This is a genomic window from Bradyrhizobium sp. SZCCHNGR1005, from assembly GCF_032489995.1.
Lineage (GTDB): Bacteria > Pseudomonadota > Alphaproteobacteria > Rhizobiales > Xanthobacteraceae > Bradyrhizobium.
This window is the reverse complement of sequence record NZ_JAUEZC010000003.1, coordinates 947,501-972,848: the sequence shown is the minus strand read 5'-3', so window position 1 is coordinate 972,848 and position 25,348 is coordinate 947,501. Positions and strand designations below refer to the sequence as shown.

At 63.6% G+C, this 25,348-nt stretch carries 17 protein-coding genes, 1 rRNA gene, 1 pseudogene and 1 riboswitch (1 of these 20 only partly in view); of the genes and pseudogenes, 7 read left to right on the top strand and 12 right to left on the bottom strand.

Annotated features, from left to right (window positions below; translation table 11 throughout):
- Positions 1–4: 4 nt before the first annotated feature.
- On the bottom strand, positions 5–838 hold the full coding sequence (locus tag QXZ85_RS16980) for a chorismate mutase (protein ID WP_315727538.1): 834 nt from the start codon (positions 836–838) through the stop codon (positions 5–7).
- A 178-nt stretch (positions 839–1,016) separates the two neighbouring features.
- Positions 1,017–1,096, top strand: a riboswitch (SAM riboswitch).
- Positions 1,097–1,187: 91 nt separating this feature from the next.
- On the opposite strand from QXZ85_RS16980, the gene QXZ85_RS16975 reads away from it, so the two are divergent.
- Both QXZ85_RS16975 and metW read left to right on the top strand, forming a co-directional pair.
- The gene (locus tag QXZ85_RS16975) at positions 1,188–2,405 is read left to right on the top strand and encodes a homoserine O-acetyltransferase (protein WP_315706405.1); all 1,218 of its coding nucleotides are present in this window, start codon (positions 1,188–1,190) and stop codon (positions 2,403–2,405) included.
- 2 nt (positions 2,406–2,407) lie between these two features.
- On the top strand, positions 2,408–3,073 hold the full coding sequence (gene metW, locus QXZ85_RS16970) for a methionine biosynthesis protein MetW (protein WP_315706404.1): 666 nt from the start codon (positions 2,408–2,410) through the stop codon (positions 3,071–3,073).
- A 947-nt stretch (positions 3,074–4,020) separates the two neighbouring features.
- Here the strand turns inward: metW and QXZ85_RS16965 are convergent.
- From QXZ85_RS16965 to QXZ85_RS16955, 3 genes and pseudogenes are all read right to left on the bottom strand, one after another.
- Positions 4,021–5,061, bottom strand: a pseudogene (locus tag QXZ85_RS16965) (acyltransferase family protein); the annotation flags it as partial.
- A 297-nt stretch (positions 5,062–5,358) separates the two neighbouring features.
- Positions 5,359–7,362, bottom strand: coding sequence for a 3-hydroxybutyrate oligomer hydrolase family protein (locus QXZ85_RS16960; protein ID WP_315743805.1), 2,004 nt, complete (start codon positions 7,360–7,362; stop codon positions 5,359–5,361).
- Positions 7,363–8,177: 815 nt separating this feature from the next.
- On the bottom strand, positions 8,178–9,041 hold the full coding sequence (locus QXZ85_RS16955) for an alpha/beta hydrolase (RefSeq protein ID WP_315743804.1): 864 nt from the start codon (positions 9,039–9,041) through the stop codon (positions 8,178–8,180).
- 266 nt (positions 9,042–9,307) lie between these two features.
- Here QXZ85_RS16955 and QXZ85_RS16950 point away from each other — a divergent pair, with 266 nt between their 5' ends.
- Positions 9,308–9,952 (top strand): TIGR02594 family protein, encoded by a 645-nt coding sequence (locus QXZ85_RS16950; RefSeq protein WP_315706401.1) that lies wholly within the window; start codon positions 9,308–9,310, stop codon positions 9,950–9,952.
- A 106-nt stretch (positions 9,953–10,058) separates the two neighbouring features.
- Here the strand turns inward: QXZ85_RS16950 and QXZ85_RS16945 are convergent, their stop codons facing one another.
- Positions 10,059–10,844 carry an MOSC domain-containing protein gene (locus tag QXZ85_RS16945; RefSeq protein ID WP_315743802.1) on the bottom strand — a complete coding sequence of 262 codons (786 nt, stop codon included), beginning with the start codon at positions 10,842–10,844 and terminating at the stop codon, positions 10,059–10,061.
- 225 nt (positions 10,845–11,069) lie between these two features.
- On the opposite strand from QXZ85_RS16945, the gene clpB reads away from it, so the two are divergent.
- The 3 genes from clpB to QXZ85_RS16930 all read left to right on the top strand — a co-directional run bounded on the left by clpB (position 11,070) and on the right by QXZ85_RS16930 (position 16,035).
- On the top strand, positions 11,070–13,709 hold the full coding sequence (clpB, locus tag QXZ85_RS16940) for an ATP-dependent chaperone ClpB (protein WP_315743800.1): 2,640 nt from the start codon (positions 11,070–11,072) through the stop codon (positions 13,707–13,709).
- A 287-nt stretch (positions 13,710–13,996) separates the two neighbouring features.
- Positions 13,997–14,674 carry a response regulator transcription factor gene (locus QXZ85_RS16935; protein WP_315706398.1) on the top strand — a complete coding sequence of 226 codons (678 nt, stop codon included), beginning with the start codon at positions 13,997–13,999 and terminating at the stop codon, positions 14,672–14,674.
- Positions 14,671–16,035 carry a HAMP domain-containing sensor histidine kinase gene (locus tag QXZ85_RS16930; RefSeq protein WP_316174490.1) on the top strand — a complete coding sequence of 455 codons (1,365 nt, stop codon included), beginning with the start codon at positions 14,671–14,673 and terminating at the stop codon, positions 16,033–16,035. The genes QXZ85_RS16935 and QXZ85_RS16930 overlap by 4 nt, the downstream gene beginning before the upstream one ends.
- A gap of 7 nt (positions 16,036–16,042) precedes the next feature.
- Here QXZ85_RS16930 and QXZ85_RS16925 read toward each other — a convergent pair whose 3' ends face one another.
- The 7 genes from QXZ85_RS16925 to QXZ85_RS16895 form a co-directional block, all read right to left on the bottom strand.
- The gene (locus QXZ85_RS16925; protein WP_316174488.1) at positions 16,043–16,708 is read right to left on the bottom strand and encodes a methyltransferase domain-containing protein; all 666 of its coding nucleotides are present in this window, start codon (positions 16,706–16,708) and stop codon (positions 16,043–16,045) included.
- Positions 16,705–17,367 (bottom strand): tetratricopeptide repeat protein, encoded by a 663-nt coding sequence (locus tag QXZ85_RS16920; RefSeq protein ID WP_315706395.1) that lies wholly within the window; start codon positions 17,365–17,367, stop codon positions 16,705–16,707. The genes QXZ85_RS16925 and QXZ85_RS16920 overlap by 4 nt, the downstream gene beginning before the upstream one ends.
- 30 nt (positions 17,368–17,397) lie before the next feature.
- Positions 17,398–18,177 carry an SDR family NAD(P)-dependent oxidoreductase gene (locus tag QXZ85_RS16915; protein WP_315706394.1) on the bottom strand — a complete coding sequence of 260 codons (780 nt, stop codon included), beginning with the start codon at positions 18,175–18,177 and terminating at the stop codon, positions 17,398–17,400.
- Positions 18,167–18,838 (bottom strand): iron-containing redox enzyme family protein, encoded by a 672-nt coding sequence (locus QXZ85_RS16910; RefSeq protein WP_315706393.1) that lies wholly within the window; start codon positions 18,836–18,838, stop codon positions 18,167–18,169. The genes QXZ85_RS16915 and QXZ85_RS16910 overlap by 11 nt, the downstream gene beginning before the upstream one ends.
- A complete protein-coding gene (locus QXZ85_RS16905) occupies positions 18,835–20,313 on the bottom strand; it encodes an AMP-binding protein (RefSeq protein WP_315768628.1) in 1,479 nt (492 codons plus the stop codon). Before QXZ85_RS16905 ends, QXZ85_RS16910 begins: the two co-directional genes overlap by 4 nt.
- Complete coding sequence (locus QXZ85_RS16900) at positions 20,297–20,881, bottom strand: thermostable hemolysin (RefSeq protein ID WP_315768629.1); 585 nt, start codon at positions 20,879–20,881, stop codon at positions 20,297–20,299. Before QXZ85_RS16900 ends, QXZ85_RS16905 begins: the two co-directional genes overlap by 17 nt.
- Positions 20,882–21,168: 287 nt before the next feature.
- A complete protein-coding gene (locus QXZ85_RS16895) occupies positions 21,169–23,178 on the bottom strand; it encodes a M23 family metallopeptidase (protein WP_315706390.1) in 2,010 nt (669 codons plus the stop codon).
- 871 nt (positions 23,179–24,049) lie between these two features.
- Between QXZ85_RS16895 and QXZ85_RS16890 the strand changes: the two genes are divergently transcribed.
- Positions 24,050–25,348: ribosomal RNA gene (locus tag QXZ85_RS16890) — 16S ribosomal RNA — on the top strand; it runs 190 nt beyond the window's last position.

The following is a 25,348-nucleotide window of genomic DNA, read 5'->3' as shown; positions in this document are numbered from 1 at the left end:
AACCCTAGCTCGGCACCGTATAGCGCTTTGCATGGCCGCCGACGAGGGCCGTCGAGCGTACCGAGGCGCCCGCCGCGATCAGGGCTGCCCTGATTTTTTCGAGGTTCGAGGGGGCCTCGATGGAGACCAACAGGGCCGCGCTGTCGAAGGCGGTATCCGGCACCGCTACGATGTCCGCCAGCGGCGACAGCGCTCGCGCCACCTGCGCATTCCAGCCCGACACGCGGATGCTCCAGGTCTCGACCTCCAACAGCAGGGCATCGTCGGCCACGCGGGAGATCGCAAACACCGGCAGCGCCGCCGGATGGTCGGCGCGCTCCAGGAAAGGCAGCCGGGCGATGATCTTCGGCGCGCCGGCCGGCTCGAGCGTGATCCACCACGGCGTATGCCCTGACGTCGCCGAGACCAGCGCCAGATCGCCCTTCGATTTCGCTGCCGCCTCGACGGCGGCCTGGGCGCTGAAATGCGCCACATAGGGCACGATGAAGCCGAAATGGAACCGCGCGGAATCCCGCATCGCAGCCTCGCCGACCGAGACGTCGGCGTGCGCGCAGAACGGCGCCTGCACGTAGGTGAAGCTGGAGACGATGATGCGCCAGATGCTCTCGACCGTATCGAGCGGCAGGATGCCGCGATGGCGCTGCACCAGGCGCTTCATCATGTCGGCCTCGCGCGCCGGCCGGAAGGCCGAGCCGACCTCCTGCGTCTTCTTCACCTGGATCAGGCGGTCGATGATGTCGCCGCGCTGCATCAACAACCGATGCATCTGCTCGTCGATCGCGTCGATCTCCTTGCGCAGATCGGCAAGCGAGGGCGGGGCGGGAGGCGTCTCGGGCATTTGCGGCATCTCTTGGCTGGTCCTGCGGTGCAGGCGAGCGTCGTTCTGTCCTACAGATCAGGCGCGTGCAACATCAAGTTTACCCGATCGAGCGCCCGGAAGCGCTACAGTTGCAACATGGCGGCGTGCCGTCGATTCCGGCTTGCCTTGACGTCGGCCGCCCGCCGGACTACGTTGTTGGTCATTCCGTGGTCATTTGAGCCGGCCGGCTTGCAGCCACGTTAAACAATTCGCTAAACAGGCCGGGGACAGTTCTGATCCCGGCCGAACCTAATTTCGGGCCGGGTTTTTTTATGGCCTGATATGTCACGTGGTTCGGGAGCTCCGGCGACCGCCGGGGTCTAGAGACATGACAGGCCTGACGCCCAAATCGAACTCGCCGAAGTCACGACGCGTGATCCCGCCGGAGGAGCGCTCGCACGAGGTCGATCATCCGAACTCGCCGGTTGCAAAGTTCGGCGCCGATCAGCCGCTCCGGCTCGACTGCGGGGTCGATCTCGCGCCGTTCCAGATCGCCTACCAGACCTATGGCGAGCTCAATGCCGACAGATCGAACGCCATCCTGGTCTGCCACGCCCTGACCGGCGATCAGCATGTCGCCAATCGCCATCCGATGACCGGCAAGCCGGGCTGGTGGGAGACGCTGGTCGGCCCGGGCCGTCCACTCGATACCAACCGTTACTTCATCATCTGCTCGAACGTGATCGGCGGCTGCATGGGTTCGACCGGCCCCGCCTCGCTCAATCCGGCGACGGGCAAGGCCTGGGGCCTGGATTTCCCGATCATCACCATTCCGGACATGGTGCGCGCCCAGGCGATGCTGATCGACCATCTCGGCATCGAGACGCTGTTTGCGGTGGTCGGCGGCTCCATGGGCGGCATGCAGGTGCTGCAATGGACTGTGGCCTATCCGACCCGCGTGTTCGCGGCGCTCGCGATCGCCTGCGCTACGCGTCACTCGGCGCAGAATATCGCCTTCCATGAGCTCGGCCGGCAGGCGGTGATGGCCGATCCGGATTGGGATCACGGCCGCTATGCCGACAAGGGCGTTCATCCGCATCGCGGGCTCGCGGTGGCGCGGATGGCCGCGCACATCACTTATTTGTCGGACGCGGCGCTGCATCGCAAGTTCGGTCGCCGCATGCAGGACCGCGACCTGCCGACCTTTTCCTTCGATGCCGATTTCCAGGTCGAGAGCTATCTGCGCTACCAGGGCTCGTCCTTCGTGGAGCGCTTCGATGCCAACGCCTATCTCTATCTGACCCGCGCGATGGACTACTTCGATATCGCCGCCGATCATGATGGCGTGCTGGCCGAAGCTTTCCGCGGCATTCAGACCCGTTTCTGCGTCGTGTCCTTCACCAGCGACTGGCTGTTTCCGACGCCGGAGTCGCGGGCGCTGGTGCATGCGCTCAACGCGTCGAGCGCACGGGTCTCTTTCGCGGAGATCGAAACCGACAAAGGTCATGATGCCTTCCTGCTCGATGTCCCCGAGTTCTTCGACATCGCCCGTGCCTTCCTCGAGTCCGCCGGCAAGGCACGCGGGCTGACCACACCCGGAGTCTGACCATGGCGCTGCAAGAGGTGCTGCCGCTGAACGGCGTTACGGAGCGCGAAGGGCTCGCCTATCGCCCCGACCATCTGCTGATTGCCAAGATGGTCGAGCGCGGCTCCAAGGTGCTCGACATCGGTTGTGGCGACGGCGATCTCCTGCAGTTGCTTGAGAGCCGCGGCATCGACGGTCGCGGCATCGAGCTGTCGCGCGAAGGCGTCAACCACTGCGTGGCGAAGGGGCTTGCGGTGGTGCAGGGCGACGCCGACACCGACCTCGTCGATTATCCCGACGACGCGTTCGACTACGTGATCCTGTCGCAGACCCTGCAGGCGACGCGGCAGCCGAGGACGGTGCTCGAAAATCTCCTGCGCATCGGCCGCCGCGCGATCGTGGCCTTTCCGAATTTCGGCTTCTGGCGGCTGCGCCTGCAGCTTCTGATCGGCGGTCACATGCCGCGTACCGAGAATCTGCCGTTCACCTGGTACGACACGCCGAACATCCATTTCTGCACCATCAAGGACTTCGTGCAGCTCTGCGACGAGATCAACGTCAAGATGGAGCGCGCGGTGGCGCTCGATTCCGACGGCCAGCCGCTGCGGGTCAATATGCCCTGGTGGTTCTGGAACATGTTCGGCGAGCAGGGGATCTTCCTGCTGAGCCGGGCGGGGAAGGGAAGGTAGCCTCCGGCTGCCATTCCGGGGCGAGGCCGTAGGCCCCGAACCCGGAATCTCGAAGTTGTCTGGCGCGCACACCCATTTCGAGATTCCGGGTTCGCGCATTGCATGCGCGCCCCGGAATGACCGGCCTGTTGGCACGATCTGGCTCTTCACATCTCAAACAGCGCGAGGCGTGCGCTCGCATTCTCGCAGCGCGTTACGCCCGAGCTTTGCGAAGCATTCGCCCTCGAAAAGCAAGAGGGCGCAGGAAAGGCCGGGTGTTAGCTCACACCCATGGCCCGCCTGCATCAAAAAAAGCAGGCGGCAGTCACCACAGGTACGAGCCGCACATCCGGCCTTCCCTGCGCGACGGTGTTAACGCTTATACGCGCTCTCCTCGGGGACCGGCATTCTTGCCCCCGTCCGCGTGATGCGAAGCATCATCGCGTCGCGCAACGCTTGCGCGTTGCATGGGCCTCAGCACCGGGAGGCCAGGACCACACGACTTCACGTCCGCGCCGATGTCGTTCGTCCGTGTGAGAGACACACTGCGACACGCCGCGTCCATCGCATCCCGCTTCCGACGTCCGTGACGATCGCGATACGTCCCTCTTGTGGAGGCGGGATGCGCGGAAAGGTGCTCCTGATTTGCCCGACGACACGAGCCTTGATGCCTGCGACATCCTGGCACGACGGGCAATGGCGGCATGACGACCATGCGCAAAATGCCCGCCGGGCAGCAATGTCTCGCCACGCGTCCGGGGCTGTGCGGGATGGGCGAGAGCGAGCAGTTACGGCCGTCGGCGCGCGAAAAAGGTCAGTCACGAACCACTCATGCGGCGGACGGGCAACGCCGCCCGCCATCGGGCAATGGCGGCCATCAGTTTGGTCGTCATGCGAGAGGACAACGCCAAGACCGGCTTTTTCAACCGGAGCGCAGGGAGCTCGATCAGATGCCAGGATAGCGCCGCGATCAGAATCGCAATCAGGGCAGATATGGGAAAGAGCAGCCACCATTCGCGCAGCGGCAGGAACGTCGCAACGAGCGTTTGCTGGATCGGATACGAAAACAGATAGATGCCGTAGGAATAATCTCCGCCCGTCGATGGCAGCCGCTGGGCACCGATCCAAATCATCAGGTAGGTGAGAGCAGGAATGGAGAAGAACGCGTTCTTCGGCCCCAACAGCAGCAAATAGGCAGCTGCGGCCGAGAGCAGCGCGAGTGACGCGTTCAGCTTGATGTGCTCTCGCCAATGAAAGGCGACGACGCCGGTGGCAAAGGAATAGACCAGCAGCGTTGGTCCAAGATAGCCATCGGGCACGAACGCGTCGGTAGCCTGATTCACCACGATCATCGCGACGGTTACGACCAGCCAGAGCGGCGTTGTCAGTTTCCGGCTGTAGGCCGCCCGGCTCACCATCAAGAGCGCCATGAGGGCGTAGCAGAAGAACTCCGGTTTGAGCGTCCATACATTCCCGTTGACGACGCGATCAAGCGGGAGCCCTTCGAACACGCCGGGCAATGTAAATCGAACGCGACCGATGATGTTGCCGAAATAGGAGAAGAAATCCGCATTCGTGAAGTAGTCTCGCAGCGGTCGGGTCGTCAGCAGAGGGCCGAGGATCAAGGCTGAAATCGTAACTTCGACAGCCAATGCAGGCACTATTCGCAGGCTTCGGAAGAGCAGGAAGGTGCCCGTGTCGCGCAATCGGAATGCGCTGCCGGCAACGAGAAATCCGCTCAAGGCAAAGAAGAGCGGCAGCAGCGAAAGCATGACGGCGATGTAGGGCGCGTTCAGCAGCACGCGAGAGCCGGCCATGCCGTAGGACAGCATAAACGAATGCACGAGCACGACCAGAAGCGACAGGCAAAGCCGAAGCGTATCGAACCCCGGAAATGCGCCGCCGTTGAGATCGAGAACCTCCTGCACCGATGGTCCTCGAAAGAGCCGCGCTGGCGAAGGTGGCCGTGGCGTGCTTCGAGGCAAGTCGCCGGCTGCCACGTCGACCATTCCGCATCCCCATTCCTTCCGAGATGCCGTGTTCTGCCTAGCCGCTTTGGCGATCGCTGCAACGCGTTCGCCTGGTCGCCCGATACCCAGCCCTTCGGAGTCTGGGCCTAGCGGTAGCAGGCCCAGATTAATTCAATCTGAAAAGCGTCCGCGAAAGCGCCAGCTCTCGCGGCGCGTTCGCATCGGCGTGTGGCATCGTCGGGATGGGAGTCCGAGGTATTCCCGTGGATCGCGCGGACGCGGGCTATCGGCGCAATATGACACAGCCCGGACCGCTTCGTCCTCTCTGCATTCGGCTCAATCCGGCATCAGCACACGCCCGCTCTCCACGATGATCTTGTCGCCCTCAGATGGGCTCGCCGAGATGGGCGGCACATTCGATGATTGGAGCATGGGAGCCTTGCCGGGCTCACCGCCGCGGGGTGTTGTCCTGACGATCTGGCTTGGCGGCAACGGCGCCTTGCGGGTCAGATGCGCCCACATCTGATCGAGAGCGCGAAGATGGTAGAGCGTCAGCGGAACCATTCGCGTGTCGAAGCCGGGCAGGTCGGTGCCGAAGTGCTCCGCGTTGGTGACTTCGATATAGCGGAGGTTCGAACCTTCGCCGTCGGCGATACTGTTGAGCCCCAGATAGGGGCGGGAAGAAAAGCCGGCGGGAACGCGATCGTCGTTTCGGCCATGAACGATGATCGTCGGCAATCCATGCAACCGTCCCGACGCCAGGAACTCGTCGATGCCAGCCCTTACACGCTTCGCGTCAGGCGAACTGCCGGTGACGAGATCGCGAATGCAGACCGCACCGTCGAGGTCGAAATCCTGCCGGCCGGTGCTGGGCGAGACTGAGAGCCAGCTGCGCCGGGGCCCGGTCGGGTCGTTGTCGTTGATCACGTCGATCGCGCCGGCCGGCGCGCCTCCCGGCGCGACCGCAAAGATCGTCGCGGCGAGGGTGGACGGGACCGTAACGGGCCGCCCCTCCGCGTCGGTTGCGGCGTAGCTGTAGCCGCAGATGCGGTCGCGGATGTCGAAGCGGCCGTGATCGTTGATATATTTGGTCGCCGTGGCATCCGGCGCGACGAAATAGCCGAAGGCATGGCCGACATCGGTTTCGCCATCCCATCCGTAAGCGTGCATCCGGTCCAGCGCTTCGTGCGCCTGAGCATCCAGGGCCGTCGCCGTGAGCAAACCTTTGTCGTGAAGTGATTGGCATCGGTTAGCGGCGTAGGGAACGCGGTCCTTCAGCGGGATGTCGGGCACGGCCAGCACGGCACAGGGCTGAAAGAGGTTTCCGAAGCTGAAGTAGTCGAGCAGGGTGCGACCCGTGCCCCGGCGCTTTATCGTCCCGCGCGTCACGACGACCCGGTCATCCGGCCTAAGCTGCACTTGCGGCTCGCGGGCGACAACGCCGTCCAGCAGATGCTGCTCGTCTTTTTCCGCACCATAGAGGACCGCGCCGCCGCCGTTCGAGCTCCCCGTGGCGATGACGATCGTGTTCTCGCGGACAAAGCCGGGATCACGTTTCGCCAGTTCGAAAAACGCGAACTCCACCGAACGCAGCAGATCGGTGCCCCAATCCTTCTCCGGATTCTGCTTCGAATGGGCTGCCTTGAATGCAACGCGGTGGGGCCACGCCGCCAGGAATGATGCGCGCGCCGCATCGTCCAGATCGGCGCGAAAATGCGCGTTGGGCCCAGCCTCCTGTGCCCGCGCCTGACGGCCATCGATCACGTTGACCGAGTCGGTCTCCAGAAGGTGGAAGCCGTTGCCGTGGCCCTTGTCGTTATAGACGACGGCACAGCGGTGCCGCAGACCCCAATAGCCGAAGTCGACGATGTCACGGAACAGGCTGGACGAGCCATTGACGGGAATTGCGACCAGGCAGCGCCTCTCCGTCGACAGATTGGCTGGGATCTGCAGCAGCATCGCAACGTTCTGCTTGCCCTCGCCATCGTCTGCGAAGGCGAGGATCTCGTCACCTGCGATCCTGCCGTCGTCCTCGATGAGCTTGCCTTCTTCCTGATCGACATGGGGGCCGAACAGCCGGCCGTAACCCTGTCCCTTGCTGGCGCGGAAGAAGATGGAAGCGCGACGCAGTTCCTGCACGGTCGGGTGCTGGGCATCCACGAAGTCCGGAGGGGCGCCTGTCATGGCGCCGGCTCCCAGGCCCGCGGTGACCAGGTCGTCCGACCGGCCGTCATAGTGTGTGACGTGTTGTTCATGCAGCCAGGCCGGAACGGGCTGACCGGCGTAGGAGGCGCTGCTCAACAGCAAGCCCAGCGAGCCAAGACAGAACGCCTTCATCATGGTCCGACGCTCCCGAAGGCTGCCAGATCGAGTAGAGCGGCGTCCGTGAATCGATCACCACGACAGGTGACGGTGCTGAATGCCGATACGGCCGGGACCGCGGCAAGCGATGCATGGGGCGCGACATTCGCTCGGTGATGACGATGGCAAGCCGTGTCGCACATGATGGCGACGCGCCGCAGCGCCGATTGATGCATTTCCTCACCTGATTGTTCTCGGGAGCTAACCCAGATGCTTGGCCGGAATTGAGCCCGGATCTCTCCGAATGTGCAATTGAAATGATTTGATTGCAGCGATAGACAATCGTTATGGATATCATCAGCCGCGGCGTCGGCTCGTGATTTTGCCGTGGATGATCGTTGTGCGGATTCACTTTGACCATCACGGCGCTTGACGCTCTGAAGGCCGCCTTGTTCACTGAGTTGCGGTTGAGCCTCACGACTGCGCCGGACCCGCAGTTCCTGATGTGACGATGTTTGGCTCACTAAGTCGTCCCGGCGAACCGCTCTGCGAGAAATTGCGCCGGAACAGCCTGCCGCTCAGGCAGGCCGGGAGCAGTTAGGCAGGATCTCGCGAAGTGGATTTTGAGGGTATTCTTCACCTACTCGGTTGATGTTTCGGGTATCCGCTGCGCTGGCTCGATCGGCAGCCAGAGCGGGAGCCGTCACGCATTTCGACCTTGCATAAGGTTGGTCGTATCGCGTCGCGACTCTTGGTCTGCCTTTCGATCTTGACACCACTGGTTTGGATAATCTGGCGTCGAATCCTCATTCCGTTGCGCCAATGACTTTCGAGCTGGACCGTTCCATGCTTCGCTATCCTGCAGTCGACCGCGGATCGCGCCGGCTCCAGCGGCCGGCTTCAACGATCGCGATGAAACGCTCGACCGTTTCGTTGAACAGCGCAGGTTCTTCCAAGTTCAGCACATGGCCGGATTTGGGGAAGAAGCTCAGCCCCGACGCTCCCAGGTGCTTCTTCAGGAACAGGCTTGGTTCGATGCAGGCATCGTCCTCGTCGCCGCAGATGATCAGCGCCGGTGTGGTCACCTGACCTATCGCTTCCGTCATCGTGTAGATCGAAGGACGCCCGCCCTGGAAGCTGCGCATCGTGTTTGCGGAGCCCTTGGCATCATGCCGCGCCAGCGCCGCATAGAAGTCGGCGTGGCCGCGCGGGTCCTTCACCAGGAAGGGAATCCGGCCCGGCGCCTCGCGCGTGATCTTGGCGACCTCCACTGAGCCGAGCGTGTCGAACTGCTCGGCTGTGGCCCGGCATTGCGCGCGAAAGCTCTCCAACTGTTCGAGGCTCGAGCCGGAGCCGACACCGGCGAGCGTCATCGAATGTAGTCGCTGCGGCGCATGCAGCGCGACCTGCAGGGAGGAATAGGCACCCATCGACAGCCCGACGAAATGCGCTTGCGCGATGCCGAGATGATCGAGCACGGCCAAGGCATCGGTATAAAAATGTTCATAGGTGTAAGCGGCGGGCGAGGGTGGGATGTCCGACGGCGTATAGCCGCGCGCGGAAAAGACGATGCAGCGATGCGCGCGCGAGAAGTAGCGCATTTGCGGCTCCCAATTGGTGTAGTCGGCCGCGAATTCATGCAGGAACAGGATTGGCGTACCGCTCCCGGCCTCTTCGAAATAGAGACGTACGCCATCCTTGGTCGCCGCGTGGGGCATTGCCGAGCTCCTTCTTGTTTCAGCTTTCAGCGCATCGACCATCGCAGTTCATGCTGAGGGCAGCAATGCGGATGGGTTCCCCGGTATTCACAAACGGGCTTGCCCGGAATTTCCCTCTGGTCGCCATTGCAGTGCAGCATGTCGTCATGTTTTCGTCACATCCTGCCGTTTTACGAGCCGCTGCTGCTGACTGTGCACACGGGGGCCAGTCAGGGAACAGGGGGTGTCAAGTCAGACTGCCAGGGGGACTAAGAGAAGGATTGAGTATGGTTGTGTCTATCGTTCGCCGGTCGCTTCACGTTGTTGCGCTGGCGGTGTGTTCCGCGGCCTTTGCCGCTTCCGCGACGCCGGCTTCGGCCCGTTCCCATCATGGCTCCGGGCATCATGCCCACCGCAGTCATGGCGGTCATCACTACGCCAAGCATCATATCCGTCACGGCAGATCGTATGCTCGCCTGTCGCGCCGCGTGGCTCGGCTGGAGGTGCGCGGTGTGGATGATGTGCAGGCGAACCAAATGATGTCTGGCACTGCATCCGGCGGCATGGGGTCGTCGGGTGGCTTCGGTGACAGCAGTGTGGTCGCCGAGGCGCGCCGCTATCTCGGCGGCAACCCGACCAGCCGTGCGAGCCTGTGGTGCGCGCGCTTCATGAACATGGTGCTGGAGCGCACCGGACATCATGGTACCGGGTCGGACCTCGCCCGCTCCTTCGCCAGCTACGGCCAGCGCGTGTCAGGGCCGCAGGTCGGCGCCATCGCGGTGATGAGCCGCCACGGCGGCGGTCATGTCGGCGTGGTCTCCGGCATCGACGCGCAGGGTAATCCGATCCTGATCTCCGGCAACAACCGGAACCGGGTGCGCGAGGCGCCGGTGTCGCGCGGCCGGGTCTATGCCTATGTGATGCCGAACTGATAAGTGCTTCGGGCTCTCGCTCGTGTCATTCCGGGTTCAGCCGCTGAACGCGGCTGCCCCGGAATGACGATCGAAAATCGAGATCGGGAGCCGGGCAAATACTGCCTCAAAACAAGCTCGGCTGCTCGACCATAAGCGTATCGCCGACGGCGATGTCACCGGCCTCGATCACTTCGGCATAGATGCCGCATTCATTATTGCTGCGATGGCGGACGATCGCGGGCGGAATGTCGAGGTCGCGCGCGGCGGTGTCGGGGTCGACATTGACGGCTGCGCAGCGGGTGATGGTCTTGACCACCTTCAGCCTGGTCGTGCCTATGCGCAGTGTCGCTCCGACGAGGCCAGCCTCATACCAGGCCGGCCAATCCTTGACGTAGAGATTGGCGCGGAAGCGCAGCGGGTTCACGGCTGCGCCGACCATCGCTTCGATCTCTTTCAGGCTTGCCAGATTGATGATCGAGACCACCTTGCGCGCCACGTCGGAGAAGCTGTGGTCGCCGCCGGACAGGACCTTCGGTGGGCCGCGTAGTTCCTCGGAGAAGTTGGCGGCGAAGAATGCCTCGATCGCGGCGCGTCCTTCCGACGTCTCCAGGTCGCCCTGCGCGACCACCTCGCCACCCCGCTGGATCGTCAGCAGGTTGGTGGCATCGTCGAACCGAGCCTTCAGGGCCGCCAAGCGCTCATTGCGCATCAGCATCAGGTAGAACGTCTTCACCTTCCACGCTGGTTGCGCCGGGTCGAACCCGCTCGGTCCGTTCTCGATGGCGTAGCGGCGGTCGGCGGGCAGGGTTTGGCCGACGCGCAACGGCGCCTGCTGCAGTGGTTCCGGGGTGAGACCTTTGACCGGGTAGCGGTAGAGGCCGGCGATTTCGGCTGGTGGGTTCACAGGCATCAGCCCTGATAAAAGATTCCCCAGCCGTTCGCTAGCGCACACGAATTTGTGAAGCTGCCTCTTCCGAATCCGGACCTCGCTTCCCACATTTCCGTCAAGCCGGCGACGTGCCGGCGACGCGTCCGCTTGCGAGGTTGACGAGCGTCAACGTCGAGGAGCGAAACCCAGTGAAGATGCCGACAACGTGCTTTCGGGGCGTGAGCGGCAGGCTGAGGGAAACCAGTTATGAATATCGAAAAATATACCGAACGTGCTCGGGGCTTCATCCAATCCGCCCAGTCGCTGGCCGTGCGCGATGGGCACCAGCAGTTCTCGCCCCTGCACCTCCTCAAGGTTCTGCTCGACGACACTGAAGGCTTGGCGGCTGGTCTGATCGATCGCGCCGGCGGCAATTCGCGCGCGATCCTCAAGGCGACCGAGGATGGCCTGAACAAGTTGCCGAAAGTGTCGGGCAGTGGCGCCGGGCAGGTGTACCTGTCGCCCGAACTGGCGCGCGCCTTCGACGCGGCCGAGAAAGCGGCCGAGAAGGCCGGCGACAGTTTTGTCACGGTCGAACGGCTCCTGCTCGGGCTGGCGCTGGAGAAGAACAGCGAGGCCGGCACGATCCTGAGCAAGGGCGGGGTGACGGCGCAGAACCTCAATGCTGCGATCGAGACCTTGCGCAAGGGCCGCACCGCCGATTCGGCGACCGCCGAGAACGCCTATGATGCCCTGAAGAAATATGCCCGCGACCTGACCCAGGCCGCGCGCGACGGCAAGCTCGATCCGGTGATCGGCCGTGACGAGGAGATCCGCCGCACCATTCAAGTGCTGTCCCGCCGCACCAAGAACAATCCCGTGCTGATCGGTGAGCCCGGCGTCGGCAAGACCGCGATCGTCGAAGGCCTGGCGCTGCGCATCATCAACGGCGACGTGCCGGAGAGTCTGAAGGACAAGCGGCTGCTGGCGCTTGATCTCGGCGCGCTGATTGCGGGCGCGAAATATCGCGGCGAGTTCGAAGAGCGGCTGAAGGCCGTGCTGCAGGAAGTCACCGCGGCCGAAGGCAGCTTCATCCTGTTCATCGACGAGATGCACACGCTGATCGGCGCCGGCAAGGCCGACGGTGCGATGGACGCGTCGAACCTGCTCAAGCCGGCGCTGGCGCGCGGCGAACTGCACTGCATCGGCGCCACCACGCTCGACGAGTATCAGAAGCACGTCGAGAAGGATGCGGCGCTGGCGCGGCGTTTCCAGCCGATCTTCGTCTCCGAGCCCTCGGTCGAGGATACGATTTCGATCCTGCGCGGCCTGAAGGACAAATACGAGCAGCACCACGGCGTGCGCATCACCGACTCCGCGCTGGTGGCGTCGGCGACGCTGTCGAACCGCTACATCACCGACCGCTTCCTGCCCGACAAGGCCATCGACCTGATGGACGAGGCGGCGGCGCGGCTGAAGATGCAGGTCGACTCCAAGCCGGAGGAGCTGGATTCGATGGATCGTGAGATCATCCGGCTCAAGATCGAGCAGGAAGCGCTGAAGAAGGAAACCGATCCCGGTTCGAAGAGCCGGCTGCTGACGCTGGAGAAGGAACTCGCCGATCTCTCGGAGAAGTCGGCAGGCCTGACCGCGCGCTGGAGCGCGGAAAAGAACAAGCTCTCGAATGCGCAGAAGCTGAAGAGCGAGCTGGATGCCCTGCGCATCGAACTCGCCAATGCGCAGCGCCGTGGCGAATATCAGCGTGCGGGCGAACTCGCCTATGGCAGCATTCCGGAACTCGAGAAGCGGCTTGCGGACATCGAGGCCAAGGAGAATGCCGGCGAGATGATGGAGGAGGCGGTCACCGCCAACCACATCGCGCAGGTGGTCTCGCGCTGGACCGGCGTTCCCGTCGATAAGATGCTGGAAGGCGAGAAGGACAAGCTGCTGCGGATGGAGGAGAGCCTGGCCAAGCGCGTGGTTGGTCAGGCCGAAGCCGTGCATGCGGTGGCAACCGCCGTGCGCCGCTCGCGCGCAGGCCTGCAGGATCCGAACCGGCCGATGGGCTCGTTCATGTTCTTAGGCCCGACCGGAGTCGGCAAGACCGAGCTGACCAAGGCGCTCGCGGAGTATCTCTTCAACGACGAGACTGCGATGGTCCGCCTCGACATGTCCGAGTACATGGAGAAGCATTCGGTGTCGCGGCTGATCGGCGCGCCTCCCGGCTATGTCGGCTATGACGAGGGCGGGGCGCTGACCGAAGCCGTGCGGCGCCGGCCCTATCAGGTCGTGCTGTTCGACGAGATCGAGAAGGCGCATCCTGATGTGTTCAACGTGCTGCTGCAGGTGCTCGACGACGGCCGCCTGACCGATGGCCAGGGCCGCACCGTCGACTTCCGCAACACGCTGATCATCATGACCAGCAATCTCGGCTCCGAGTTCCTGGTCAACCAGCCGGAGGGCGAGGATACATCGGAGGTGCGCGATCTGGTGATGGGTACGGTGCGGGCGCATTTCCGCCCCGAATTCCTGAACCGCGTCGACGAGATCATCCTGTTCCATCGGCTGCAGAAGAGCGAGATGGGGCGGATCGTCGAGATTCAGTTCACTCGGCTGCAGAAGCTGCTGGAGGAGCGCAAGATCGAGCTCACCCTCGACGAGGTGGCGCGCGATTGGCTCGCGGTCAAAGGCTGGGATCCGGCCTATGGTGCGCGTCCCCTGAAGCGCGTGATCCAGCGTTACCTGCAGGATCCGCTCGCCGAGATGATCCTGGCGGGCGACGTGAAGGACGGCGATCACATGACGATCTCGGCCGAAGGCAATGTGCTGACCTTCAACGGCAAGGTGCCGCACACTGCCGAGATCGCAACCTTCGAGGCGCCGATCCCGAAGCGCAAGCTGAACTGATCCGGGCGCGGCGGACGCCGACAGCAGGAGGTCGGTGAACCCGACGCCAGGAAGAGCCCGATACTAACAAGTCTGCGCCCTTTACCGCGTGTCGCGGTGAGGGGCGTTTTCGTTAGAATGATGGGTGCAAATGCGACTGATATGCAAATGAATCACTCGATCAAATCCCCGTGGAAATTTGAATGTGTTCCCCTCATCCGTCGATGCCGCCTCGGATGTGTGTTAGCGACCTGCGCATCGGAACTTCATGCGCATGCCCGGCATGCGCGACGCGGGTCAAAGCGGACGTGCGGATCTTATTTCTGGAAGACAATCGACGCTTGCGCGGGCTGACGACCAACGCGCTGCGCAGCGCCGGCTTTGCCGTCGATCCGTTCGTAACGCTGGGCGACGCCGAGGTCGCATTGCGGACGACCGATTACGACTGCATCGTGCTCGATCTCGGCCTGCCCGATGGCGATGGCATGGATCTGCTCGATTCGCTCCGGCGTCGTGGCGCCTCGACGCCAATCCTGCTGCTGACCGCTCGGGATGACGCGTCGTCCGTCATCAGCGGCCTCAATGGCGGTGCCGACGACTATCTGCGCAAACCGTTCAACCCGGACGAACTGATCGCGCGGGTCCGCGCACTGCTGCGGCGGCCAGGTACGACGTTCCAGAGCGTCCTTCACGACGGCAACATTGCGCTGGACCCGGGCGAACGCCGGGCCAAGGTGAACGGTATCGTGGTGGATCTCACCCGCCGCGAGGTCGGCGCGCTGGAGCTCCTGATGCGCTGTCGCCCCCGTGTCGTGCCGAAATCCTCGCTGGAGGAGGCGCTCTATGGTTATGGCGAAGAGGTCAGCTCCAACGCCATCGAGGTGCTGATGCATCGTCTGCGCAAGAAGCTCGCGGAGGCCGGCGCGGAGCGGGAGATCTTCACCCTGCGCGGTATCGGCTATCTTCTCTCCGAGCGACGACCTTGAGACATTTGCACCAGGGCCTGTTCGGCCGTCTCGTGCTTGGCCTCGTATTGGTGAGCCTGTGTGCCGTCGGCGTGGCGACGCTATTCCTCTATACGCGCTTCCACGGCCCGCACTCGCTCTTCTATGAAGGCACGCTGCAAGGCTTCGCTGCGGACATCCTCAAGGACGTCACGGATGGCGATGGCAAGCTGAGGGCGCAGGTCAGCGAGGAAACGAGACGCCGGATTGCGGAGGCGGGTGGCCGGTTCATCCTGCTCGATATCGACGGCCAGAAGCTTGCCGGTTCGCCGGAGGTGACCGACCCATTCATTGCCTTCGATCCTACGTCCTTGTCGTACTTCTATTTCCGCCTGCCTGCGAGCGGTACGCAGCCCGAATTGTTTGGCCTCACCGGACGCATTCCGAACGTCTCGTCATTCGCCGCCCTGCAGATCGTCTTTCCCTCTGGCGACATCATCTTCGAATCCGTCCTGCACGAATTCATGAAGAAGATCGCCTGGCTCTGGATTCCGTTTCTGGGGCTGTTCCTGCTGACGAACATCGTCGTCGCGCGCCTCGCGTTGCGCCCGCTGGCCCAGGCGGTGGAGCAGGCGAGGGCGATCCAGCCGGGTGGTGTGGCGGTGCTTCTCAGCGAGAAGGGCCTGCCGCACGATCTTCTGGCGCTGGTGCGGACGGTCAACGAGGCGTTCATCCGGCTGCGGCAGGCCTATCAGTTGCAGGAGGAGTTCGTCGCCGACGTGGCGCACGAATTGCGGACCCCGCTCTCGGTCATGAAGGCGCAGCTCGCGGCGCTTGACGTGCCCCAGGCCCGGCTGCTGGAGACCGATTTGGGCGGCATGGAGCGTCTGGTCGAGCAGATGCTCGACCGCGCCCGGCTCGGCCGCTTCCGTATCGAGCCTGGCGACGTGGTCGATCTGCGCGACGTGGCGCGCGAGACGGCGGCCTTTCTCGCCCCTCAGATCGTCGCCCGCGGCCGTCTGATCGAAGTTGTTGCCGGCGATCAGCCCGTGATCGTGTCCGGGGGACGCGACGACATCTTCCGCGCTGTCCGCAATCTCATTGAGAACGCGCTGGAGCATTCGCCGGCGAACGGCACGATCTCGGTCGAGATTACAAATGTGCCGGCAATCGCCGTCCGCGATTGCGGGCCGGGATTTCCGGCGCAGGTGCTGGACGCCGAATGGCGTAGAAGCGGGCTCGTGCGCAGCGACCGGCGCGACGGTGCGGGACTGGGCCTATCGATCGTCGAGCGGACCATGCTCGCCCATGGCGGTGAACTCAATCTGTCGAACGCACCGGGCGGTGGATGCGCCGAGATGCGATTTCCCCCAGCGAAGAAGCTGATTGCTCACGTGAGCTGACGGGTCGTCAGGCCGAAGCAATCGCAACCAGACCCCATGCTCCGAATGGAAGGCGGTGCCGCTCGATCCGGATCCTGTTTGCCGCGAAGCCTCCGGCCCGGAGCAACTGCTGGAGGCTGAACGCATCATAGGTCTTGTGCGTCTGCGGTCCCGCGAACGGCCAGTGGGCCATGGTCGCGCGATCGGTCACATAGAGAACGGCCCGGCCGCCTGGCGCGAGCACGCGACGGATTTCGGACGCGGCATCACCACGCGAATCGAAGAAGTAGGCCACGTTGACGGCGAGCACGCGGTCGAAGCTGGCCGCCGCCCAGGGCAGGTCGCTGGCCTCGCCAATGCCAAGGGCGACGCGTCCCTCGGCGATGGCTTTTCGGTTGCGCCGCGACGCTTGCGCAAGCATCGCCGACGCCGCGTCGAGGCCGATGATGCGGCCGGCAGATACTTGCACTGCGAGGGCGGCAATGCCCTCGCCGGGGCCGAAGCCGATCTCAAGGACCCGGTCGGATCGCTGGGGAGCCAGGGCTTCGAGCGCCAAGCGGTATGGCGCCCGGTTGATCTGGGCCATCAAGCGGCCGACCAGAAGCCCGGTGAGTCCCTTGGGGCGGGCGAGCTGACGGCCGAAGCGATGCCACAGTCCGCCGCCGCTCCGGCTCGCATTCTCTGCTCCGGTCATTGCTTGGCCCTGATGTCATCGAGCTTCTCCTTGATGACGATCCGGCGGTTCTTGTCCCAGAGCGGCCGGTCGGGATGCGCTGGAATCGAGAGAGCGTGCATGAAAGCGTCGCGCGCCCGCGCATATTCGCCCCGCGACACCAGGAAGTCGCCATAGAAATACCAGGCATCGAGCCCGTTCGGTGCCGAAGCGGTCGCCTGCTCCAGAAGGGTGCGCGCCTTGCTGTTGTCGCCGAAGCCGACCGGAAAACCGGGTACGCGGTAGTACAGCACGCCGAGGCTCGTCGGTGCGCCGCCATCGAGCGCGGTTGGGCTCATCTTGTACGCCTTCTCCAGCGTATCGCGAGCCCGGTTGGCGAGCGACAGTGCCGAGAAGGCGCTGTACATGGAGGCTCGTTCGCTGGTGACGATACCGTCCCAGATCTGCGCTTCGACGCGGTCGGGATATTTTGCCGCCAGCGCGTCGACCTCCGACCCGAGCGCGTCCATCTGGCGCGTCTGCTCGTCGCCTTCCGGCACGGTGAACTTGATGGTTTCCCATCGCGTCTGGATCTGCCGGATCGATGTCATCAATGGATCCTCGGCTGCGTGGGCAGGCGCCGCGGTGATCGACGTGGCGAGCATGATCCAATAAGCGAGGTTGTGCAGTCGGGCACGCATGAGTTGGCCTTCTCGTAGTTGTTCAGGAGATTAGACGGCGGAGCGCGCCGTGGTGCGGGCAAGGGCGCGGTCGATGAGCCGAGGGGCAAGGCGCTGGATCAGCACGAACAGGCGCTCGGCCCCGCGCGGATAGATGTCGTCCCGCCCGGCTTCCACGCCGCGCCAGATCGCGGCTGCGACGCGGGCCGGGTCGTCGAGCTGCATGCCGTTCGCGGTGATCAGGTCCTGGAACGCGGCGGCCGCGTCCGTCTGCGTCGCGCGGGGAGCCGCATAGGTCACACCGATGCCGAGCTGGCGCCATTCGCGGCGCAGGGCGCTGGAAAAGCCGCGCAGTGCGAATTTCGACGCCGAGTAGGCGGCGAACCCGGGATAGGCGATATCGCCGAACATCGATCCGACATTCACCACGCGTGACGGTCGGGCCCTCGCCAACAGCCCCGCGAGGTCACGCGTCAGCGCCATCGGCGCAATGACGTTGGTGCGGAACGTCTGCTCCATGGCATGGTCGTCGAGATGAGTGACGGCTCCGCCAGCCACGATCCCGGCATTATTGACCAGCACGTCGAGGTGACCCCAGGCGCTGCTCAACCGCGTCACGATTCGCGCCCGGTGCGCCGGCACGGTGAGGTCCGCTTCGATCACCAGCGGGTCGCAGCTGCTCACCAATGAGGTTGCGGTCTCCTTCAGGGCCTCGTAGCGGCGGCCGCACAAGGCGAGCTTCATGCCGCGCCGTGCCGCCTCGACGGCGAGAGCCCGGCCGATGCCGGACCCGCCCCCCGTGATCAGGACGCATTTGCCGTCAAGCTGCATGGCTGAGTTCCGGACGGGCGCCAAGATCACGGAAGATGTCGCCATAGAGGCGATAGAACATCTTCGAATGATCGATGATGATGGCCTGCGCGATCGGATCCTCGATGCGGTCGACGACTTTTCGGAAGAAAGCCACGTGCTCCTGATCGAGACTGCCGTGCGAGGTCAGATAGGAGAAGCCGGCACCGCCGCCCTCCACCGCGAAGCTTTGCCGCAGCGTCGCGGCGAGCTGATCGGCGAGCAGCACCGAGATTCCTTCGAGAACGTGGACGCTGCCGAGCATCGCATAAGGGCTCACATGCTCGATGGCGTGATAGGCAAAGGCGACCATCACGCGACAGGCCGCGCCCGGCTGGCCGTTGTGCACAGCCTCGGCGTCGCCGCCCATCGCTTTGATGTCGTCGAGGATCCATTTCTCGTGGCCGCGCTCCTCTTCCATGTATTCGACGAGCGCGTCCTGATAGCGTTCGTCGGTGGTCCGCGAAGCCGCGAGCGCGAGCAGCGGGAAGGTGTGCTTCACGTGATGATAGGCTTCCGCGAGGAAGGCGACATAGAGGCTCTTGGGCGCACCGTAGCGTGGTGCGTTCTGGATGAGGGGGATAGCGAGGAACTGCTCACGTGCGGCGGCAGTTGCGCTGGTCAGACGCTCATGAAAGCTCATGGTTCGGTCCTTTCTTCTGAGCTGAGGGGGGAGGGGGTGGACAGGGTGGCCAGAAGGTCGCGCGCGACGCGCCGCCGGATCCGGCCGTTGTCGGTGAGGAGCCCGGCATCCTTTGCGTCAGCGAGGCTGATCACCTCGACGCGTAGCGGTCGCGCATAGGCGGGCAGTGCGGCACAGAGGCCGGCGATGCGTGCCTGGACGACGTCCGTGCCGGCCGACGCAAACCATCCCGCCGCCTGGGGTGTGGCAACGATGAGCGCGGCGAGACCGGCTTCGGCCGCTGCAACGGCACAGAAGGCGATGCTCGGGTCCTGGAGCAGCGTGGTTTCGACCCATTCAGGACTGATGTTGCGTCCGAGCGCGGTGACAATGAGATTGTCGCGCCGACCGAAAATGGTCAGCCGCCCCTGATCGTCCAGGGCGCCGAGATCGCCGGTCGGCCAGGGCCGCGGCGACGGGCCGCCGCTCAGATAGCCATCGGTCACGCAGGGACCGTCGACATGGACTTCGCCGTCATGGATCGCGACCGAGAGCCCGGGGAGCGGTTGTCCGACGGTGCCGCCGACGCGCTGGCCGGGTCGGTTCAGGGCCACCACCGAGCAGCATTCCGAAAGCCCATATCCTTCGTGGACGGGAATCCCGAACTGCCAAGCGGCCTCCGCCACCGCGACCGGCACTGCGGCGCCGCCAACGGCGACGAAGCGCAGGCTGTCTGGTGCACGGCGCCTGAGAGCTGCGAGCTCGGCGACCCAAAGTCGCAGCAGCTCCGGAACCAGCACGCCCGTGGTCGGGCGGTGCTGCGCGAACGACTCGGCAATGCCGGACGGAGCGCCGCGTCCAATCGCCTCGGCGACCGCGGTGTCGAAGTGCACGCGCCCGCCGACCAGTGCAGGAACGAAGATGGCGCAGATGGTCTCGAGCAGAAGCGATAGCGGCAGCAGGGACAGATACGAATCGGATTCGGTTGCATCGATCGCTCGGGCAAGTGCGGCTGCGGACCAGCCGATCTGGCCGCTCTCGTGCCGGACCCCCTTCGGCTGGCCGGAGCTTCCCGACGTGTAGATGATGCCGCCGAAGCCGGGCTCGAAGGCGGGAATAGCTGCCTCAGCGCCGTTCGAGGTGGCCTGCATTCGCGGCAGCCCTGCAGGCAAGGCATCGGTGTCGGTTGCCCCGGTGAGGACCAAGTCGATCCCTGCGTCACGCACGATGTGCTCGAGCTGCTGGGGGCTGAAGAAGGTCGGCAGCGGCACGGTGATTCGGCCGGCCGCAACGCAGGCCAGCTGCGCGATGGCCTGATCGCAGCTATTCGGCATCAGAAGTCCAACGGTGCGCGCTGCCTTCGGGAGGCGGGCGGCGAGCCGCGCCGCCTCACTCAGCAGGTTGGACCGCGTCAGCATCCTCTCGGAATCGCTGCACGCGATTCGTGCTGGATCACGCCCTGCATGGGCCACGACCGTCTCAAAAAAGGTGCGCATGGTCAGCCTCCGCAGCGCTGGATGCACGGCTGCGAAGCAGGCCGTCGTCGTATACGCCGTAGACCTTCGGCTCGGTCTCGTAATAGCGGCCCCATGCCGACGGATCGGCCACGCGATCCGAGGCGGCGTCGGCCAGGTAGATCGGTGCGAGGTGAAGCCGCGTGAGCAGCAGGTTGAGGCGGCGCGTCAGCGTGAAGAACGACCATGAGAGGCCGCGCTCCGTTCCGAACGTGATGATGTCGTTGATGAAGGCAGCGATCTCGCGCGGCGAGCGACTGGCCAGCGTCGTGACCTCGTAGATGTCGCCGCGATTGACGCTGCACCCGGCGGCGCGCGACAGGGCCGTCTCGACCGGATCGGAGAGATATCGCTCGGAGAAGAAACCTTCCTCGGCGAGCCGAAGGCCGGCCACGCATGAGATCTGTCCGCCGGGCCCGAACCGGCAGATCAACCGGTTGGCGAAATCGGTGACCTTGGCATCGTACTCGCGACGGTAGACGTCCCGGACGAACGCTTCTGCCTCGGACCGCTGAGGATCGCAGCGCTCGACGACATGCACGGTTTCCATTTCCGCTCGCTCTTCATTGAAGATGGCGCGGAACAGACAAAGCTCAGCTTTCGTCAGACTTACGTGATCTGGGAAAGATCGCGGAAATTGTTTGGCGAATTTGCGGCGGCCTGGAGTGGAGGAAAGTGTGCAGGTCGCCGACGAGGGAGGCGATGAATGCCCGGCTCGACCGCGTTACGGTTGGTATTTCGGCCTCATCAGCCGCCTATCCCGCGTGCTGTCTCGACCGGATGGCCAGTGATTGCGGCTGAGCTCCGGCACCCACCGGTGTGGAAGGGCAATGGACGCTACCTGTTGCTCACCTGCTGCATCTGCAATGGGCCGGCATCCGAGAGGCGGGAGCCACCGTTGCGGCCGGCCATCATCTGGTCGACGCGGTCGCGCTCCTTCTCGAAATTCGCCATCAGCGTTCCTTCGAGCGAACGGCCGCGCGGCAGCTTCACCCGCATCGGGTCCACGAAGCGGCCGTTGACCAGGATCTCGTAGTGCACGTGCGGGCCGGTCGACATGCCGGTGGATCCGACGAAGCCGATTACCTGGCCCTGGCGCACCCGCTTGCCCTGCTCCATGCCCTTGGCGAAGGCCGACATGTGGCCATAGGCGGTCTCATAGCCGTTGTTGTGCTTGATGCGGATATATTTGCCGTAGCCGCCCTCGAGGCCGGCCGTCTCGATCACGCCGTTGCCGGCGGCGAAGATCGGCGTGCCGTAGGCGGTGGCCCAGTCGACGCCGGTGTGCATCTTCACATAGCCGAGGATCGGATGGCGGCGGCCGCCGAAGCCGGAGCGCATGATGGCGTTGTTGACCGGCTTGCGCACCAGGAACTTCTTCGCGCTCTTGCCGGTCTCGTCATAGTAGTCGACCACGCCGTCGTCAGGGGTGATGAACTTGTAATACTTCTTGGTCTCGCCCCCGACGGTGAGGGAGGCGAACAGCACGTCGCCTTTGTCAGGGGTCTTTTCGTCGTCGTCGCCGGAATAGAACACGTCGAAGGAATCGCCGGGCTGGACCTTGCGCTGGAAGTCGACGTCGTAGGAGTAGATTCGGATCATCTCGTCGATGACCGGGTTCGGCACCTTGTTGCGCAACGCGGTCTCATAAATGCTCTGATAGAGCCGGACGCCCGAGCCGTCGTCCTCCTCGTCATTGGTGCTCTCGGCCGTATCGGTCACCGTGTTCATGCTCTGCACGTCCACGGCGACATATTTGCCGAGGTCGGACAGCGCAGCCACGGCCTCGACCACCGTATCGTTAGCGACGATCACGCGGAACGGCTGCAGCCGGGCGCCAGGCGCGGGACTGGAGGGACCCATCAGGATCCGCACCTTCTCGCCTTCCTTCAAACCGCCGTCGCGGCCACGCGGCCCCAGTGTCGCGGCGATGGTTTTCGCCTCGTCGGGCGTCGCTCCCTGGTCGCGCAGGATCGATGTGACCGTGTCGCCCTTCTTGACCAGATGGATGCGCTCGCCGATCGGATTACCGCCGGTGATCTGCTCCTTGGTCTTCGGCAGCAGGGTGACGTTTTCCGGCACGATGCGGGTCTCGAAGCCGGCATAGGGGTCGGGAACGCTGCCGTCGCTGGCATAGGCCAATTTCAGGTCACCCTGGGCGCCGGTCGCATCCGCCGCCGCATTGGCGAGGGCGGCGTAGCGGACGCCGCCGCCATTGCCGCGCCAATTGGCGGTGTCGCGGACGCGCATCATGATTTCATCGAGCGGCACGACGGCGGCGATCTTGGCCTTCGGCAGGACGGCGGCAAGATCCTTGGTCACGAAGGAGACCTCGGCGTCGGGCTCGACCGCTTCCGGATTGTTCGGATCCGCAGCGGTTCCGTTCGCGTTCGAATCGGCATCGCTCAACAGGCGCTGGGCGTTGAAGGGCGGGATCTTGGCCGACAGATCGCTGGTCGCCATCGCGAGGTTGCCGGAGACGCGCACGAACGGCCGAACCTTGACGACGTCGCGGGCGCCGACCCGGGTCACCGTCGAGACGCGGACCACGCTGCGGGCTGCGGCGGCCTCGCTCGGCGGCGGCAGCCGGTCGCTCTTGCGCAGCGTCGTAACCCGGTCGCCGCCGCCAAAGGCGCCCCGCAAGGCGGTTTCGACCCGTTCCGGCATGCGCGCGAACGTCAGCTCACCATCAAGGGAGGCGAAAACGGCGCCGCCGATCAGGGCCGCGCCGCAAAGCCCGGTCAGGATCGTGCCTGAAAACCATTGGACGGAAACCCGGCGGCGATCGATCACCGCTGCTTCGGAGCCGTCGACCGACAGCGGCGGTTCATGACCGAGATCGATCATGCCGATCTCGCGCCCATGCCCCCCGCGTGACGTCCGATGGTTCAACCGCTCGTCCCCCAAATTCACCGCCCGACACCGAACATCCCAAGCTGAGCCTCGTCAGCTGCAGCGGCCGGCCTCCGCACCGTTCAACAGAAACGGCTCAAGATGATGGCATGCTGCAGGTGGTCCGGGATTCTGGCGCTTCAGAAGCCGGAAACACGAACCATGAGGCTTGTTCAGGATCTCTCGATGTTGTCTCGGCCGTCAGGATCAGGCGAAGGGCTCGCCATTTCCTTGAGATAGACCACCGGCAGTCCCCGCTGGCGCCGGTGAATCAAGTACATATTAACAAATCGTCGCAGGATTGTGGCCCAAGTGCGGCGCCGCGCCGGGAGACCACGGCAAAACGACACGGCGTCGGGCGGCCTGAAGAAAAATGATTCGATGCGACGATTTGTTGACATTGGTCGTTGACACCCGGATCGGACCCCCCTATAAGCACGACCACTGAGCGCGGCGCTGCTTCGGAACTGACCGGGGCAAGCACTCGCGCCCGTTCTGCTCCTCACTTTTGATGAGTGGTGCACAACCGGTAGAACCCGGTTGCCCATCGTCGTCGAATAAGGTTGAGCGACCCTCCTTCGCGGAGGTGGAACTTCGGTTCCAGGCTGTTTGACAAGTGAAGATGAAGAAAGAGAAACGTGGACGGCGGAGTCCTTGCGGGTCTTGGGGTTGAGAGCTTCGGCTTTTGGTTCTGAGATCGGACGAGAAGACTTCGGCGGACAATGTTTCAAAGGTAACACCATGATCATTTGCGCTGTGAAGCGTGGGTGATTGATAGGTGGGACCTCGTCAAACGTTGTGATCAGCCGGTTCAAAGCTTCAAGTTCAACTTGAGAGTTTGATCCTGGCTCAGAGCGAACGCTGGCGGCAGGCTTAACACATGCAAGTCGAGCGGGCGTAGCAATACGTCAGCGGCAGACGGGTGAGTAACGCGTGGGAACGTACCTTTTGGTTCGGAACAACACAGGGAAACTTGTGCTAATACCGGATAAGCCCTTACGGGGAAAGATTTATCGCCGAAAGATCGGCCCGCGTCTGATTAGCTAGTTGGTGGGGTAAAGGCCCACCAAGGCGACGATCAGTAGCTGGTCTGAGAGGATGATCAGCCACATTGGGACTGAGACACGGCCCAAACTCCTACGGGAGGCAGCAGTGGGGAATATTGGACAATGGGCGCAAGCCTGATCCAGCCATGCCGCGTGAGTGATGAAGGCCCTAGGGTTGTAAAGCTCTTTTGTGCGGGAAGATAATGACGGTACCGCAAGAATAAGCCCCGGCTAACTTCGTGCCAGCAGCCGCGGTAATACGAAGGGGGCTAGCGTTGCTCGGAATCACTGGGCGTAAAGGGTGCGTAGGCGGGTCTTTAAGTCAGGGGTGAAATCCTGGAGCTCAACTCCAGAACTGCCTTTGATACTGAAGATCTTGAGTTCGGGAGAGGTGAGTGGAACTGCGAGTGTAGAGGTGAAATTCGTAGATATTCGCAAGAACACCAGTGGCGAAGGCGGCTCACTGGCCCGATACTGACGCTGAGGCACGAAAGCGTGGGGAGCAAACAGGATTAGATACCCTGGTAGTCCACGCCGTAAACGATGAATGCCAGCCGTTGGTGGGTTTACTCACCAGTGGCGCAGCTAACGCTTTAAGCATTCCGCCTGGGGAGTACGGTCGCAAGATTAAAACTCAAAGGAATTGACGGGGGCCCGCACAAGCGGTGGAGCATGTGGTTTAATTCGACGCAACGCGCAGAACCTTACCAGCCCTTGACATGTCTGGGACCGGTCGCAGAGATGTGACCTTCTCTTCGGAGCCCGGAACACAGGTGCTGCATGGCTGTCGTCAGCTCGTGTCGTGAGATGTTGGGTTAAGTCCCGCAACGAGCGCAACCCCCGTCCTTAGTTGCTACCATTTAGTTGAGCACTCTAAGGAGACTGCCGGTGATAAGCCGCGAGGAAGGTGGGGATGACGTCAAGTCCTCATGGCCCTTACGGGCTGGGCTACACACGTGCTACAATGGCGGTGACAGTGGGAAGCTAAGGGGCAACCCTTCGCAAATCTCAAAAAGCCGTCTCAGTTCGGATTGGGCTCTGCAACTCGAGCCCATGAAGTTGGAATCGCTAGTAATCGT